A 17,183-nucleotide genomic window follows, 5' to 3' on the forward strand; every position below is an offset into this window, starting at 1 on the left:
CCTCACGCGCACACCCCTCGCGTGTGCGCGGGAAACACGCACATCACGCGTTACAGCCCGGGAGCCGACCCATGACTTCAGCAGCGAACCCCGATCCGCAGCCCGCGCCCCTGTGGCAGCCGGACTCCGAACGCATCGCGGCCGCTCGGATCACCCGCTTCCAGGCCTGGGCCGCGGAGCGCTACGGGGCACCGGCCGAGGGCGGATACCCGGCTCTCCACCGCTGGTCGGTCGAGGAACTCGACACCTTCTGGCAGGCCGTCGCCGACTGGTTCGACATCCGCTTCTCCTCCCCGTACGAAACCGTCCTTGCCGATCGAACGATGCCCGGCGCCCAGTGGTTCCCGGGCGCCACCCTGAACTACGCGGAACACGCGCTGCGCGCCGCCGAGGACCCCCGGCGGGCCGACGCCCCCGCCCTGCTGCACGTCGACGAGACCCATGAACCCGTCGCGACGAGCTGGTCCGAGCTGCGCCGCCAGGTCGGCTCGCTCGCCGCCGAACTGCGTGCTCTGGGCGTGCGTCCCGGAGACCGGGTGAGCGGCTATCTGCCCAACGTCCCGCAGGCGGTCACCGCTCTGCTCGCCTCGGCCGCCGTCGGCGCGGTGTGGACCTCCTGCGCCCCCGACTTCGGAGCCCGCAGCGTCCTCGACCGCTTCCAGCAGGTCGAGCCGGTCGTCCTGTTCACCGTCGACGGCTACCGCTACGGCGGCAAGGAGCACGACCGCACCGACGTCGTCGCGGAGCTGCGCCGCGAACTGCCCACCCTGCGCGCCGTCGTGCACATCCCGCTGCTCGGCACCCCGGCCCCCGAAGGGACCCTCGACTGGGCCGCCCTGACCGCCGGGGACACGGAGCCGGTCTTCGAGCAGGTGCCCTTCGACCACCCCCTGTGGGTGCTCTACTCCTCCGGCACCACGGGACTGCCCAAGGCGATCGTGCAGTCCCAGGGCGGCATCCTGCTCGAACACTTCAAGCAGCTCGGACTGCACTGCGACCTCGGCCCCGAGGACCGCTTCTTCTGGTACACCTCCACCGGCTGGATGATGTGGAACTTCCTCGTCTCCGGCCTGCTCACCGGCACCACCGTCATCTTGTACGACGGCAGCCCGGGCCATCCCGACACGGGCGCCCAGTGGGGCGTGGCCGAGCGCACCGGCGCCACCCTGTTCGGCACGTCGGCGGCGTACGTCATGGCCTGCCGCAAGGCCGGGGTGCACCCGGCGCGTGATGTGGACCTGTCCCGCGTCAAGGGCGTCGCGACCACCGGGTCGCCGCTGCCGCCGGACGGGTTCCGCTGGCTCCACGACGAGGTGCGCGAGGACCTGTGGATCGCCTCGGTCAGTGGCGGTACCGACGTCTGTTCCTGCTTCGCGGGGGCGGTTCCCACGCTGCCCGTGCACATCGGCGAGCTCCAGGCCCCCTGCCTCGGCACCGACCTCCAGGCGTGGGACGCGCAGGGCCGGCCCGTCGTCGGCGAGGTCGGCGAACTCGTCGTCACCAACCCCATGCCCTCGATGCCGATCCGGTTCTGGAACGACCCCGACGGCAGCCGCTACCGCGACAGCTACTTCGACATGTTCCCGGGGGTGTGGCGGCACGGCGACTGGATCACCCTCACCGACCACGGCTCGGTGATCATCCACGGCCGCTCCGACTCGACCCTCAACCGCCAGGGCGTGCGCATGGGTTCGGCCGACATCTACGAGGTCGTCGAACGCCTCCCCGAGATCCGCGAATCCCTCGTCATCGGCCTCGAAGAACCCGACGGCGGCTACTGGATGCCCCTGTTCATCCACCTCGCCGAGGGCGCGGTCCTGGACGACGCGCTCCGCACGAAGATCAAGCAGGCCATCCGGGAGCAGCTCTCACCCCGCCATGTCCCCGACGAGATCATCGAGGCGCCGGGCGTCCCGCACACCCTCACCGGCAAGCGCATCGAGGTCCCCGTGAAGCGCCTGCTCCAAGGCGCCGCCCTCGACAAGGCCGTCAACCCCGGCTCGGTGGACGATCTGGAGCTGCTGCGCTTCTACGAGGACATCGCCCGCAAGCGCGGCTGATCAACCCCCGTACGTGGCCTCGGACTCGCCCAGCACCTCGGCGAAGTCCGAGGCCAGCCGCGCCGCCCCCGCACTCCCGAGACCCGCCACGGTGATCCGTACACCGGGCGCCGAAGCCATCCGGAACCGCGCCCCGGCCGCCACCCACCAGCCGCGCGTGCGCAGCCCGTTGACGACGGCGGACTCGTCGCGCACCGGCACCCACACATTCATCCCGCTCACCCCGTGCGCCGTGATCCCACGCTGGGCGAGCTCCTTGACAAAGGTCGTACGCCGCTCTCCATAGGTGGCCTCCGCGCGCGTCACCAGGAGCTGGGCCGAGGGATCGTCCAGCAGGGTCAGCACGGCCGCCTGCAACAGATGGCTCACCCATCCGGAAGTGAGCAGCAGCCGTCCGTCGTGCCGGGCCAGCGTCACCGGGTCGCACGCGGCGGCCGCCCACCGCAGATCGGTGCCGAGGTACTTGGTCACGGTCCGCACCTGCGCCCAGCGGGAAAGGCCGCCCCCGGTAAGGGAGTTGAGCTCGGCGCCGGCGATCTCGGCGGCATGGTCGTTCTCGATCACCAGCACCTCGGGTGCCTGCCGCAGCACCTCGACCAACTCGTCGCGCCGTGCCGCCGAGAAGCAGCCCCCGTACGGATTCTGCGCCCGGGGACTGCACACGACGGCCCGCGCCCCCGCCCGCAGCGCCTCGCGCAGCTCGGCCGGGCGCATCCCCTCGTCGTCCACGGCCACCGCGATCGTGCGCAGACCCATGGCCTGGAGCAGATCGAGCAGATGGTGATAGCCGGGGTCCTCCATGGCCACCGCGTCCCCGGGGCGCAGCTCGGTGGTCAGCAGCCGTGCGATGCAGTCGAGTGCCCCGTGCGCGAACGTCACGCACTCCGAGGGCACCCCGTCGCCGTCGAACCAGGCGCGCACCCGCTCCTCCAGGCGCGGCAGCCGCGGGGTGGAGCGGTGTGAGCGTGGTCCGCTCGACGGTGCGGCGAGTCCCGGCAGGTCCGGCAGGAACGCCGGGTCGGGATGGCCCCCCGCCAAGTCCCGCAGCCCATCGGGCACCTTGGGCGGCCGACGCGAGGCGACGGCGGGCGCCGCGGCCACCACGGTTCCGCCCCGGCCCCGCGTCACCACCACGCCACGCCCGCGCAGCTCCTTGTAGGCGGCGGCCACGGTGCCCGGACTCACCGCCAGCTCATCGGCCAGCCTGCGCACGGGCGGAAGCGCGTCGCCGGGACCGAGACCTCCGTCGGCGACGGCGCGCTCCACCGATGAGGCAATTCCCCTGGCTGTCGTACCCGTAATCGAATATTGTGTTGCCACGTACTGAAGTATGTACCAATACATAAATCGGGTCAAGGGGGAGCCGTGAGCTGGAGTCGCCGTCGCGCCGCACTGTGGGAACGCATTCCAGGAGGCCTCGACGGCCGCCGCATGCTGTCCGTCGCCTTCGTCGACAGGACCGGAAGCGGCCTGTGGGAAGCCGTCTCCGTCCTCTACTTCACCTATGTGGCCGGGCTCTCCCTCGCCCAGATCGGCACCCTGGTCGCCGCCTCCGGCGCCGTCGGCATCGCCGGAGCCCCCATCGGCGGCCGCATCGCCGACCGGCTCCCCCTGACCCGCGTCCTCGTCGGCCTCCAAATGCTGCGCGCCGTCGCGGCGTTCGCGCTGCTGACCACCGACAACTTCGCCCTCCTGCTCGTCTTCGCCTCCCTGGGAAGCTTCGGCGACCGCTCGGCCAATGTGCTCACCAAGCTGTACGCGGCCCGCATCGCCGGGCCCGAGCGCGTGCGCTACCAAGCGGTCAGCCGGACCGTCGCCAACGCCGGCTGGGCGGTCGGCGGCCTCGCCGCGGCCGGCGCCCTCGCCATCGGCTCGGTCTCCGCCTACACCTGGCTCCTGGCCGGCAACGCCCTCTCCTTCCTCGGCTCCGCCGCCATCACCACCCTCTGCGCGGACCCCTCGACACCTACCCGCACCGTCGCCAAGTCCGGAGAGCCCACGACGGGACCGAACCTCACCAACCCCTGGCGCGACCGCCGTTACCTGGCCTTCGTGGCCACCGAAACCGTCCTCTTCCTCGACGACGCCGTGTTCAAAATCGGCCTCCCCCTGTGGACCGTGCACGCCACCGACGCCCCGCACGGCCTCGTCCCGCTGCTCATGGTGATCAACAACGTGATGGTGGTGGGCCTGCAAGTACCCCTCGCGCGCTTCGGCGCCACCACACCCGCGGCCCGGCGCCTGCTCCTCCCGCTCGCGGCCACCTTCGCGCTCGCGGGCCTCGCCATCGCCGCCTCCGCCACCCACGGCGCGGCGATCGCCACCGTCTTCCTCGTCGCCGCCACGGTCGCCTTCACCCTCGCCGAGATCGTCCACGCCACCATCTCCTGGGAACTCTCGATCGCCCTCGCCCCCGACCAGGCCCAGGGCACCTACCTCGGAGTTCACGGCCTGGCCCAGTCCGTCCAGCGCAGCCTCGGCCCCCTCGCCGTCACCGCCGCCATCGCCACCGGACCCGCGGGCTGGATCGCCTTCGGCACCGCCATCGCCGGAACCTGCCTGACCCAGCACCGACTGGTCCGCCCACGACCGCGCCAGACCGCACTGTCAGTGCCCTCGGTTACGGTGAGTGAGCATTGATCGACACCGTGCTCAGGGGGAAACATGGCGCACGCCCAACACATCCGGACCATCCGGCGCACACTCCGCCGTGAAATGCCGAGCACCGTCGGCCTCATCGCCGACGCGCACGACTTCACGGCCATGACGAGATACCGATCCTTCGTCTTCGACGACCACCGGGGCTACCTCCACCAGGTCGAAGGCCTCCTGCGCTCCCTCGCCGCCCAGGGCGCGCACACCACGGTCGCCCTCTTCGACCCGGAGGAGTTCACCGACTTCTGCTCGTCGAAGGGGCTCGACCCGGACAGCCCGGACAGCCGCACCCGCTTCACGGCCGAACTGGCGGCAGGCGGCGCCTGCGTGGCCTACGCGGGCCAGCCCATCGACAGCCTCGTCCCCCAGCTCATCAACAAGGCCGTCCGCAAAGCGACTTGGGAGTACGCCACGATGCTCCTCGCCGAAACGGGGGAGTGCGCCGAGTGCGGCCAGGACATCGGCAGGGACGCCTTCGACCGCGCCTCCCACCTCCTGCTGACCCTGCTGGAGACCGCCGGCCCCGGCATCCACCACCTGGTGTGCAGCATCCCGGCCCAGGAAGAACAGCTCATCGCCGTCCTGCACGCCGAGCGCGAGGGCTTCGATCCGGTACGTCTCGACGAGCGGGACGCGGCGGAATTCGTCACCGTCCTGGCAGCGGGCATCGCCCGCCACAGCGCCGGCGGGCTCGTCCTGCGCACCACCGAACCGGACACCCCGGACCGCCTGCACGGCTGGCGCCTGCACCAGGGCCGGCTCGACCCGCTCACCGCGGGCGAGGTGTTCAGCGCCTACTGCACCGACGCGGAGACCGGCGACCCGGTCGCTCCCGAGCCCGGCGTCGAATACCGCCCCGGATTCCCCATCGACCAGCCCGACACCCACCACTGACGCACTGACGCACTGACGTAACGGAGTTGAGGCAACGGCAAAGGGGCTCCCCGCCGCACCCGCGACGGGAAGCCCCTCTCACACCGGTCTCACGACGACCCGGTCACCCGGTCACTCGCCGGACAGCACCGCCTGCGCGGCCTTGCGCGCGTCCTCGGCGGTGTCCGCGGCACGAGCCGCCGACGCCGCACGCTCGCACTGGGCCAGCGTGTGCTTCGCCAGCGTCGCGCGTACATAAGGAATGGAAGCGGCACCCATCGACAGGCTGGTGACACCAAGCCCCGTCAGGACACACGCCAACAGCGGATCGGAGGCAGCCTCGCCACACACACCACAGCTCTTGCCCTCGGCCTTGGCGGCCTCGGCCGACATCGAGATCAGGTCGAGCAGCGCGGGCTGCCACGGGTCCTGGAGCCGGGACACCGCACCCACCTGACGGTCGGCCGCGAAGGCGTACTGCGCCAGGTCGTTGGTGCCGAGCGAAAGGAACTCGACCTCCTGGAGGATCGAGCGGGCACGCAGCGCGGCGGAGGGAATCTCCACCATCGCTCCGAACTTCGCCCGAAGCCCGGCCTCCCGGCACGCGTCCGCGAACGCCTTGGCGTCCGTACGGTCGGCCACCATCGGCGCCATGACCTCGAGGTACACCGGCAGACCCTCGGCGGCCTTGGCCAGCGCCGTCAACTGCGTACGCAGCACCTCGGGGTGGTCGAGCAGCGAGCGCAGACCACGCACGCCCAGCGCGGGGTTCGGCTCGTCGGCCGGAGTCAGGAAGTCGAGCGGCTTGTCGGCCCCCGCGTCCAGAACCCGCACCACGACGCGCCCCTCGGGGAACGCCTCAAGCACCTTGCGGTACGCCTCGACCTGCTTCTCCTCCGACGGCGCCTTGGCGGAGTCGTCGAGGAAGAGGAACTCGGTACGGAACAGACCGACGCCCTCGGCACCCGCCTCCAGCGCGGCCGGGACATCGGCGGGACCGCCGACATTGGCGAGCAGCGGCACCTTGTGGCCGTCCGAGGTGGCACCCGGACCGGACGAGGCGGACAGCGCGGCCCTGCGCTCGGCGGCGGCCCGCTCCAGCTCGGCCCGCTTCTCCGGGCTCGGGTCGACGAAGATCTCGCCGGTGCTGCCGTCCACCGCGACGAGCGTGCCCTCGGCCAGCTCACCGGCGCCGGGCAGGGCGACGATCGCGGGCACACCGAGCGCCCGGGCAAGGATGGCGCTGTGGCTGGTCGGCCCGCCCTCCTCGGTCACGAAGCCGAGCACCAGCGCCGGGTCGAGCAGGGCGGTGTCGGCGGGCGCGAGGTCCCGGGCGATGAGCACATACGGCTCGTCACTGTCCGGCACACCCGGCATCGGCACGCCCAGCAGACGCGCCACGATCCGGTTCCGTACGTCGTCGAGGTCGGCGACGCGCCCCGCCATGTACTCGCCGGCACCCGCGAGCAGCTCCCGGTAGTGCGAGAACGCGTCGTACACGGCCCGCTCGGCCGTGCTGCCCACGACGATGCGACGGTCGACGTCGGACATGAGCTCCGGGTCCTGGGCGATCATCGCCTGGGCCTCGAGCACGGCCTGCGCCTCACCGCCGGCCAGGTTGCCCCGCGCCATCAGGTCGGCGGCCACAGCTTCCACGGCCTGGCGGGCGCGCCCCTGTTCGCGCCCGTGCTCCGATGCCGGGATCTGCTTGGCAGGCGGCTCGAGAACCGCCGTGCCCATGTGCCGAACCTCGCCGATCGCCACACCGTGGCTCACGCCGACGCCTCGCAGCGTTGTCTCCATCTCACCCGTCTCCGCATAGCGCGGCGGTCGAAGCCGCCGCCGTTGTTGTCTGTCCAGAGCGCGCCGCCGCGACGGCGCCGGCGTCACTGCCAGCCGAAGAGCGCGTCGCCGGCCTTCACGTCGCCGCTGTCGAGGACATCGGAGAGGGAGTCGGCGGTGGCCTCGAGAGCCACGACGGGACAGATGGGCGACTTACCGGCGGCCTCGACGGCGACCGGGTTCCAGCGCACGACCTCTTGGCCGCGCGTCACGGTGTCGCCCTTGTTGACGAGGAGCTCGAAGCCCTCGCCGTTGAGCTGAACGGTGTCGATTCCCAGGTGCGTCAGCACACCGTGGCCCTCGCCGTCGACGACGACGAAAGCGTGCGGGTGCAGGGACACAACGACGCCGTCCACGGGCGCCACGGCCGCCGACGGCTCACGTACGGGATCAATAGCGGTGCCGGGGCCCACCATCGCGCCGGAGAAGACGGGGTCGGGCACAGCAGCGAGCCCGATGGCCTGTCCGGCAAGTGGGGACGTCACGCTAGTCATGGGGAGCCTCCCAGGGGCGGAGCTTCTAGTGTCGCCGTCACTACCTGTCCTGGACGGCGTACTGTTCAGAAGGGTAAGTCATAAGAAGTCCTAGTTCCGCACGGCGAGTGCCGGTTGGGAGACCTAGGTGCACACCGGAAACGATTTGCCTCAACTCCCGGCGGCATGTACTGTCGTACTCCTGCCTGACCCCATCACGACACTGTGATTCGGCGGTCGGCGGCACCTACCAAGTCTCAACCCTAACCCGGATTTCTGTTTCTGCATGCCCGCAGAGATGGTGGTCGGGAAGACGGAAAAGACTTGCTAGAGTCTGAATCGCCGGAAAGGGAAACCCGAGAGGGAGAACCGGAAAGGCGCCGAGGAAATCGGACACGAAAGAGTCTGATAGAGTCGGGAACACGAAATACCGAAGGGAAGCGCCCGGAGGAAAGCCCGAGAGGGTGAGTACGAAGGAAGTGTCCGTTCCTTGAGAACTCAACAGCGTGCCAAAAGTCAACGCCAGATTGACAACCCCGTATCCACTCCGGTGGATCGAGGTTCCTTTGAAAAGTCCTGTCGGCCTTCACGGTCGGCAGGCGATTACACAGCGAGGACGCTGTGGACGGGCCGCCTTATTCCGGTGGTTCCGTCCCGCTCTTACGTGATGTGTGCACCCGATTACGGGTAAACATTCATGGAGAGTTTGATCCTGGCTCAGGACGAACGCTGGCGGCGTGCTTAACACATGCAAGTCGAACGATGAAGCCCTTCGGGGTGGATTAGTGGCGAACGGGTGAGTAACACGTGGGCAATCTGCCCTTCACTCTGGGACAAGCCCTGGAAACGGGGTCTAATACCGGATAACACTCCTCAGGGCATCTTGAGGGGTTAAAAGCTCCGGCGGTGAAGGATGAGCCCGCGGCCTATCAGCTTGTTGGTGGGGTAATGGCCTACCAAGGCGACGACGGGTAGCCGGCCTGAGAGGGCGACCGGCCACACTGGGACTGAGACACGGCCCAGACTCCTACGGGAGGCAGCAGTGGGGAATATTGCACAATGGGCGAAAGCCTGATGCAGCGACGCCGCGTGAGGGATGACGGCCTTCGGGTTGTAAACCTCTTTCAGCAGGGAAGAAGCGAAGGTGACGGTACCTGCAGAAGAAGCGCCGGCTAACTACGTGCCAGCAGCCGCGGTAATACGTAGGGCGCAAGCGTTGTCCGGAATTATTGGGCGTAAAGAGCTCGTAGGCGGCTTGTCACGTCGGATGTGAAAGCCCGGGGCTTAACCCCGGGTCTGCATTCGATACGGGCTAGCTAGAGTGTGGTAGGGGAGATCGGAATTCCTGGTGTAGCGGTGAAATGCGCAGATATCAGGAGGAACACCGGTGGCGAAGGCGGATCTCTGGGCCATTACTGACGCTGAGGAGCGAAAGCGTGGGGAGCGAACAGGATTAGATACCCTGGTAGTCCACGCCGTAAACGTTGGGAACTAGGTGTTGGCGACATTCCACGTCGTCGGTGCCGCAGCTAACGCATTAAGTTCCCCGCCTGGGGAGTACGGCCGCAAGGCTAAAACTCAAAGGAATTGACGGGGGCCCGCACAAGCAGCGGAGCATGTGGCTTAATTCGACGCAACGCGAAGAACCTTACCAAGGCTTGACATATACCGGAAACGGCTAGAGATAGTCGCCCCCTTGTGGTCGGTATACAGGTGGTGCATGGCTGTCGTCAGCTCGTGTCGTGAGATGTTGGGTTAAGTCCCGCAACGAGCGCAACCCTTGTTCTGTGTTGCCAGCATGCCCTTCGGGGTGATGGGGACTCACAGGAGACTGCCGGGGTCAACTCGGAGGAAGGTGGGGACGACGTCAAGTCATCATGCCCCTTATGTCTTGGGCTGCACACGTGCTACAATGGCCGGTACAAAGAGCTGCGATGCCGCGAGGCGGAGCGAATCTCAAAAAGCCGGTCTCAGTTCGGATTGGGGTCTGCAACTCGACCCCATGAAGTCGGAGTTGCTAGTAATCGCAGATCAGCATTGCTGCGGTGAATACGTTCCCGGGCCTTGTACACACCGCCCGTCACGTCACGAAAGTCGGTAACACCCGAAGCCGGTGGCCCAACCCCTTGTGGGAGGGAGCTGTCGAAGGTGGGACTGGCGATTGGGACGAAGTCGTAACAAGGTAGCCGTACCGGAAGGTGCGGCTGGATCACCTCCTTTCTAAGGAGCACAGCACCGTCTGTAGACACATGTTCTACACGGTCAGCTCATGGGTGGAACGTTGACTATTCGGCACTCCTGGTCAACTCGGGCCGTAAGTACTGCTCTTCGGAGCGTGGAACACGGATCGAGGCGATGGGGAGAGCCGGGCACGCTGTTGGGTGTCTGAAGGTACGGCCGAAAGGCTGCCTTCTGTGCTGGCCCCAGTGAACTCCGCGTTTAAGCGGGGGTGATGGGTGGCTGGTCGTTGTTTGAGAACTGCACAGTGGACGCGAGCATCTGTGGCCAAGTTTTTAAGGGCGCACGGTGGATGCCTTGGCACCAGGAACCGATGAAGGACGTGGGAGGCCACGATAGTCCCCGGGGAGCCGTCAACCAGGCTTTGATCCGGGGGTTTCCGAATGGGGAAACCCGGCAGTCGTCATGGGCTGTCACCCATACCTGAACACATAGGGTATGTGGAGGGAACGAGGGGAAGTGAAACATCTCAGTACCCTCAGGAAGAGAAAACAACCGTGATTCCGGGAGTAGTGGCGAGCGAAACCGGATGAGGCCAAACCGTATGCGTGTGATACCCGGCAGGGGTTGCGCATGCGGGGTTGTGGGATCTCTCTTTCACAGTCTGCCGGCTGTGAGGCGAGTCAGAAACCGTTGGTGTAGGCGAAGGACATGCGAAAGGTCCGGCGTAGAGGGTAAGACCCCCGTAGCTGAAACATCAACGGCTCGTTTGAGAGACACCCAAGTAGCACGGGGCCCGAGAAATCCCGTGTGAATCTGGCGGGACCACCCGCTAAGCCTAAATATTCCCTGGTGACCGATAGCGGATAGTACCGTGAGGGAATGGTGAAAAGTACCGCGGGAGCGGAGTGAAATAGTACCTGAAACCGTGTGCCTACAAGCCGTGGGAGCGTCGCGCATTGAGTTTACTCAATGCGTCGTGACTGCGTGCCTTTTGAAGAATGAGCCTGCGAGTTAGCGGTGTGTAGCGAGGTTAACCCGTGTGGGGAAGCCGTAGCGAAAGCGAGTCCGAACAGGGCGATTGAGTTGCACGCTCTAGACCCGAAGCGGAGTGATCTAGCCATGGGCAGGTTGAAGCGGCTGTAAGAGGTCGTGGAGGACCGAACCCACCAGGGTTGAAAACCTGGGGGATGACCTGTGGTTAGGGGTGAAAGGCCAATCAAACTCCGTGATAGCTGGTTCTCCCCGAAATGCATTTAGGTGCAGCGTCGTGTGTTTCTTGCCGGAGGTAGAGCACTGGATAGGCGATGGGCCCTACCGGGTTACTGACCTTAGCCAAACTCCGAATGCCGGTAAGTGAGAGCGCGGCAGTGAGACTGTGGGGGATAAGCTCCATGGTCGAGAGGGAAACAGCCCAGAGCATCGACTAAGGCCCCTAAGCGTACGCTAAGTGGGAAAGGATGTGGAGTCGCAGAGACAACCAGGAGGTTGGCTTAGAAGCAGCCACCCTTGAAAGAGTGCGTAATAGCTCACTGGTCAAGTGATTCCGCGCCGACAATGTAGCGGGGCTCAAGCGTACCGCCGAAGTCGTGTCATTCCAGCATATAGGGCCAACGCCTGCTGGGATGGGTAGGGGAGCGTCGTGTGCCGGGTGAAGCCGCAGCGGAAGCTAGTGGTGGACGGTTCACGAGTGAGAATGCAGGCATGAGTAGCGATACACACGTGAGAAACGTGTGCGCCGATTGACTAAGGGTTCCTGGGTCAAGCTGATCTGCCCAGGGTAAGTCGGGACCTAAGGCGAGGCCGACAGGCGTAGTCGATGGACAACCGGTTGATATTCCGGTACCCGCTTTGAAACGCCCAGTATCGAATCAGGCGATGCTAAGCCCGTGAAGCCGTTCCGGACCCTTCGGGGAAAGGAAAGTGGTGGAGCCGGTGACCCAGACTTGTAGTAGGTAAGCGATGGGGTGACGCAGGAAGGTAGTCCAGCCCGGGCGGTGGTTGTCCCGGGGTAAGGGTGTAGGACGTTGTCTAGGCAAATCCGGACAACACATAGTCTGAGACCTGATGCCGAGCCGATTGTGGTGAAGTGGATGATCCTATGCTGTCGAGAAAAGCCTCTAGCGAGTTTCATGGCGGCCCGTACCCTAAACCGACTCAGGTGGTCAGGTAGAGAATACCGAGGCGTTCGGGTGAACTATGGTTAAGGAACTCGGCAAAATGCCCCCGTAACTTCGGGAGAAGGGGGGCCATCACTGGTGATAGCACTTGCTGCTTGAGCTGGGGGTGGCCGCAGAGACCAGCGAGAAGCGACTGTTTACTAAAAACACAGGTCCGTGCGAAGCCGTAAGGCGATGTATACGGACTGACGCCTGCCCGGTGCTGGAACGTTAAGGGGACCGGTTAGTCACATTTCGGTGTGGCGAAGCTGAGAACTTAAGCGCCAGTAAACGGCGGTGGTAACTATAACCATCCTAAGGTAGCGAAATTCCTTGTCGGGTAAGTTCCGACCTGCACGAATGGCGTAACGACTTCTCGACTGTCTCAACCATAGGCCCGGTGAAATTGCACTACGAGTAAAGATGCTCGTTTCGCGCAGCAGGACGGAAAGACCCCGGGACCTTTACTACAGTTTGATATTGGTGTTCGGTTCGGCTTGTGTAGGATAGGTGGGAGACTTTGAAGCGGCCACGCCAGTGGTTGTGGAGTCGTCGTTGAAATACCACTCTGGTCGTGCTGGATGTCTAACCTCGGTCCGTGATCCGGATCAGGGACAGTGTCTGATGGGTAGTTTAACTGGGGCGGTTGCCTCCTAAAGAGTAACGGAGGCGCCCAAAGGTTCCCTCAGCCTGGTTGGCAATCAGGTGTTGAGTGTAAGTGCACAAGGGAGCTTGACTGTGAGACCGACGGGTCGAGCAGGGACGAAAGTCGGGACTAGTGATCCGGCGGTGGCTTGTGGAAGCGCCGTCGCTCAACGGATAAAAGGTACCCCGGGGATAACAGGCTGATCTTCCCCAAGAGTCCATATCGACGGGATGGTTTGGCACCTCGATGTCGGCTCGTCGCATCCTGGGGCTGGAGTCGGTCCCAAGGGTTGGGCTGTTCGCCCATTAAAGCGGTACGCGAGCTGGGTTTAGAACGTCGTGAGACAGTTCGGTCCCTATCCGCTGCGCGCGCAGGAACATTGAGAAGGGCTGTCCCTAGTACGAGAGGACCGGGACGGACGAACCTCTGGTGTGCCAGTTGTCCTGCCAAGGGCATGGCTGGTTGGCTACGTTCGGAAAGGATAACCGCTGAAAGCATCTAAGCGGGAAGCCTGCTTCGAGATGAGTGTTCCCACCTCCTTGAGAGGGTAAGGCTCCCAGTAGACGACTGGGTTGATAGGCCAGATGTGGAAGCCCGGTAACGGGTGGAGCTGACTGGTACTAATAGGCCGAGGGCTTGTCCTCAGTTGCTCGCGTCCACTGTGTTTGTTCTGAAGCAATGAACTCCCGCATGCCCTGATGGGTGTGTGCCGGTTGAGTTCAACTTCATAGTGTTTCGGTGGTCATAGCGTTAGGGAAACGCCCGGTTACATTCCGAACCCGGAAGCTAAGCCTTTCAGCGCCGATGGTACTTCAGGGGGGACCCTGTGGGAGAGTAGGACGCCGCCGAACAAATTTTAGGGGAAAGCCCCGCACCAGACCGTAGAAATACGGTCACGGTGCGGGGCTTTTTCGCGTTCTGATCCGTCGTGCGGCGCCGGCGAGGCGCCTGTATCGCGCGTACCCCCTGTGCAGGCGTTGGCCCGCGCTGACGGTAGGGTCAGGGGGCATCGTCGGCACATTTCCCACAGGAGGCCCCCGGGTGGAGGTCCAGGAGACTCGCGTTCAGACGGACCGGGTGCTCACCATCCCCAATATCCTCAGCATGGCGCGCCTCGTGGGCGTACCGCTCTTCCTGTGGCTGATTCTCCGACCCGTCTTCGGCGGCCTGAACAGCGACGGCTGGGCTCTGCTGGTGTTGGCGCTGAGCGGTGTCAGTGACTACTTGGACGGCAAGCTGGCCCGGCGGTGGAACCAGATCAGCAATCTGGGACGCCTCCTCGACCCGGCTGCCGACCGGCTGTACATCCTTTCCACGCTGGTCGGCCTCACCTGGCGGGAGATCCTCCCGATTTGGCTGACCGCCGCCCTCGTGGCCCGCGAGTTGATGCTTCTGGTGATGGTGGGAATCCTTCGTCGGCACGGCTATCCGCCGCCCCAGGTGAACTTCTTGGGTAAGGCGGCTACGTTCAACCTGATGTACGCCTTCCCGCTGCTGCTGCTCAGTGACGGGAGTGGATGGCTGGCGTCACTCGCTGCGATTTTCGGATGGGCGTTCGCCGGATGGGGTACAACTCTGTATTGGTGGGCAGGAATCCTGTATGTGGTTCAGGTCCGCCGGCTGGTGAAGGCGGACGTAGCGGCCGATTGAGCCCGGCGATCGCGGGCCCCTGGTGATGAGTGGGCAGCCGCGTTTGACGTCGGAGACCCGTCCGTACGGGCGAAGTCGGCCAGACCGTCGTCTCTTGAGGAGGACGTTTCCGACATGAAGGCCGTCGTTATGGCTGGTGGCGAAGGCACACGCCTTCGCCCCATGACCTCGAGCATGCCCAAGCCGCTCCTGCCGGTGGTCAACCGGCCGATCATGGAGCATGTGCTGCGGTTGCTCAAGCGGCATGGGCTCAATGAAACCGTCGTCACCGTACAGTTCCTGGCGTCACTCGTCCGGAACTACTTCGGTGACGGAGAAGAGCTCGGAATGGAGCTCACCTATGCCAACGAAGAGAAGCCCCTCGGTACCGCAGGCAGCGTCAAGAATGCCGAGGAAGCTCTTAAGGACGATGCCTTCCTGGTCATCTCCGGTGACGCCCTCACCGACTTCGACCTGACTGATCTCATCAATTTCCACAAGGAGAAGGGCGCACTCGTCACGGTGTGCCTGACACGCGTTCCCAACCCCCTTGAATTCGGCATCACCATCGTCGATGAAGAGGGCAAGGTCGAGCGCTTCCTCGAGAAGCCCACCTGGGGTCAGGTCTTCTCCGACACCGTGAACACGGGCATCTATGTGATGGAGCCCGAGGTCTTCGACTATGTCGAGGCCGACAAGTCCGTCGACTGGTCCGGCGATGTCTTCCCGCAGCTCATGAAGGAAGGCAAGCCGATCTACGGCTATGTCGCCGAGGGCTACTGGGAGGACGTCGGCACGCACGAGAGTTACGTCAAGGCGCAGGCCGACGTGCTCGAAGGCAAGGTCGACGTCGACATCGACGGATTCGAGATCTCCCCGGGCGTCTGGGTCGCCGAAGGCGCCGAGGTGCACCCCGATGCCGTGCTCCGCGGCCCCCTCTACATCGGGGACTACGCGAAGGTCGAAGCGGATGTCGAAATCCGTGAGCACACCGTCGTCGGATCCAATGTGGTGGTCAAGAGCGGCGCTTTTCTGCACAAGGCCGTCGTCCACGACAACGTATACATCGGTCAGCACAGCAATCTCCGTGGCTGTGTGATCGGCAAGAACACCGACATCATGCGGGCCGCCAGAATCGAGGACGGCGCCGTCATCGGGGACGAGTGCCTCGTCGGCGAGGAATCGATCGTCCAGGGGAATGTCAGGGTCTATCCCTTCAAGACCATCGAGGCCGGTGCGTTCGTCAACACCTCGGTGATCTGGGAGTCGAGAGGGCAGGCCCATCTCTTCGGGGCCCGGGGCGTCTCCGGCATTCTCAATGTCGAGATCACGCCCGAACTCGCCGTACGTCTCGCGGGGGCGTACGCCACCACGCTCAAGAAGGGGTCGACCGTCACCACGGCGCGCGACCACTCACGTGGTGCGCGGGCGCTCAAGCGGGCCGTCATCTCGGCGCTGCAAGCCAGCGCCATAGACGTACGGGACCTGGAGAACGTGCCGCTGCCCGTGGCGCGCCAGCAGACGGCGCGGGGCAGTGCCGGCGGCATCATGATCCGGACCTCGCCGGGAGTGCCGGACTCCGTCGACATCATGTTCTTCGACGAGCGGGGCGCGGACCTCTCGCAGGCCGGACAGCGCAAGCTCGACCGGGTCTACGCGCGCCAGGAGTACCGACGGGCCTTCCCCGGCGAGATCGGTGATCTTCAGTTCCCCTCCAGCGTCTTCGACTCGTACACGGGGTCGCTGCTGCGCAAGGCGGACACCACCGGGATCGCGGAGGCGGGCCTCAAGGTCGTCGTCGACGCCTCCAACGGAAGCGCCGGTCTGGTGCTGCCGAGCCTCCTCGGGCGGCTCAAGGTGGATGCGCTGACGATCAACCCGGGTCTCGACGAGTCCAGGCCCACCGAGTCCGTGGAGAGCCGGCGGGCCGGGCTGGTGCGGCTCGGGGAGATCGTGGCCTCGGCGCGAGCCGCGTTCGGAGTGCGGTTCGACCCGGTCGGCGAGCGGCTCTCGCTGGTCGACGAGCGGGGCCGGATCGTGGAGGACGACCGGGCGCTGCTCGTGATGCTGGACCTGGTGGCGGCCGAGCGGCGCAGCGGGCGGGTCGCGCTGCCCGTCACGACGACACGGATCGCCGAGCAGGTCGCGGCGTACCACGGCACTCAGGTGGAGTGGACGACGACCTCGCCGGACGACCTCACCCGGGTCGGCCGTGAGGAGTCCACGATCTTCGGTGGAGACGGCCGCGGCGGATTCATCGTGCCCGAGTTCAGCAGCGTCTTCGACGGCGCCGCCGCGTTCGTACGCCTTCTCGGTCTGGTGGCGCGCACTCAGTTGACGCTCAGTCAGATCGATGCGCGGATACCACAGGCGCACGTGCTGCGGCGGGACATCCCGACGCCGTGGGCGGTCAAGGGCATGGTGATGCGGCGGGTCGTCGAGGCCGCCGGAGGACGGTCCGTGGACACCACTGACGGTGTACGGGTCGTCGAGGCCGACGGGCGTTGGGTGATGGTGCTGCCCGACCCCGCCGAGGCGGTGACCCATCTGTGGGCCGAGGGGCCGGACGACGTATCGGCCCAGGCGCTGCTGGACGAGTGGGCCGCGGTGGTCGACAGCGCAGGTCACTGACGTTCCAATGGTGCGGGGCCGGGCCTGAAGGCCCGGC

The 17,183-nt window shown here is 65.7% G+C and carries 8 protein-coding genes and 3 rRNA genes; 8 read left to right on the plus strand and 3 right to left on the minus strand.

Annotated features, from left to right (window positions below):
- Window positions 1-71: 71 nt before the first annotated feature.
- A complete protein-coding gene (locus DWB77_RS31530; protein ID WP_120725377.1) occupies window positions 72-2,060 on the plus strand; it encodes an acetoacetate--CoA ligase in 1,989 nt (662 codons plus the stop codon).
- Here the strand turns inward: DWB77_RS31530 and DWB77_RS31535 are convergent, their stop codons facing one another.
- Entirely contained in the window at window positions 2,061-3,404 is a 1,344-nt protein-coding gene (locus tag DWB77_RS31535) for an aminotransferase class I/II-fold pyridoxal phosphate-dependent enzyme (RefSeq protein ID WP_174248656.1), read from the minus strand. It lies immediately after the preceding gene.
- A gap of 21 nt (window positions 3,405-3,425) precedes the next feature.
- Between DWB77_RS31535 and DWB77_RS31540 the strand changes: the two genes are divergently transcribed.
- Both DWB77_RS31540 and DWB77_RS31545 read left to right on the plus strand, forming a co-directional pair.
- Window positions 3,426-4,700 carry an MFS transporter gene (locus DWB77_RS31540; RefSeq protein ID WP_281280056.1) on the plus strand — a complete coding sequence of 425 codons (1,275 nt, stop codon included), beginning with the start codon at window positions 3,426-3,428 and terminating at the stop codon, window positions 4,698-4,700.
- 24 nt (window positions 4,701-4,724) lie between these two features.
- Window positions 4,725-5,609 carry a hypothetical protein gene (locus DWB77_RS31545; RefSeq protein ID WP_120725379.1) on the plus strand — a complete coding sequence of 295 codons (885 nt, stop codon included), beginning with the start codon at window positions 4,725-4,727 and terminating at the stop codon, window positions 5,607-5,609.
- 111 nt (window positions 5,610-5,720) lie between these two features.
- On the opposite strand, the gene ptsP is transcribed toward DWB77_RS31545, so the two are convergent.
- A complete protein-coding gene (gene ptsP / locus DWB77_RS31550) occupies window positions 5,721-7,391 on the minus strand; it encodes a phosphoenolpyruvate--protein phosphotransferase (RefSeq protein WP_120725380.1) in 1,671 nt (556 codons plus the stop codon).
- Between the two features lie 83 nt (window positions 7,392-7,474).
- Complete coding sequence (locus DWB77_RS31555; RefSeq protein WP_120725381.1) at window positions 7,475-7,924, minus strand: PTS sugar transporter subunit IIA; 450 nt, start codon at window positions 7,922-7,924, stop codon at window positions 7,475-7,477.
- A gap of 673 nt (window positions 7,925-8,597) precedes the next feature.
- Between DWB77_RS31555 and DWB77_RS31565 the strand changes: the two genes are divergently transcribed.
- The 5 genes from DWB77_RS31565 (at window position 8,598) to DWB77_RS31585 (ending at window position 17,146) form a co-directional block, all read left to right on the plus strand.
- Window positions 8,598-10,123: ribosomal RNA gene (locus DWB77_RS31565) — 16S ribosomal RNA — on the plus strand.
- 283 nt (window positions 10,124-10,406) lie between these two features.
- Window positions 10,407-13,530, plus strand: a 23S ribosomal RNA gene (locus tag DWB77_RS31570).
- 90 nt (window positions 13,531-13,620) lie between these two features.
- Window positions 13,621-13,737 (plus strand): 5S ribosomal RNA (gene rrf, locus DWB77_RS31575).
- The 16S, 23S and 5S rRNA genes sit together here, the layout of an rRNA operon.
- A gap of 190 nt (window positions 13,738-13,927) precedes the next feature.
- Complete coding sequence (locus DWB77_RS31580) at window positions 13,928-14,536, plus strand: CDP-alcohol phosphatidyltransferase family protein (protein ID WP_120725382.1); 609 nt, start codon at window positions 13,928-13,930, stop codon at window positions 14,534-14,536.
- Between the two features lie 114 nt (window positions 14,537-14,650).
- Window positions 14,651-17,146 carry a mannose-1-phosphate guanyltransferase gene (locus tag DWB77_RS31585; RefSeq protein ID WP_120725383.1) on the plus strand — a complete coding sequence of 832 codons (2,496 nt, stop codon included), beginning with the start codon at window positions 14,651-14,653 and terminating at the stop codon, window positions 17,144-17,146.
- Window positions 17,147-17,183 lie beyond the last annotated feature (37 nt).

The sequence above is a fragment of the Streptomyces hundungensis genome (assembly GCF_003627815.1).
GTDB lineage: Bacteria > Actinomycetota > Actinomycetes > Streptomycetales > Streptomycetaceae > Streptomyces > Streptomyces hundungensis_A.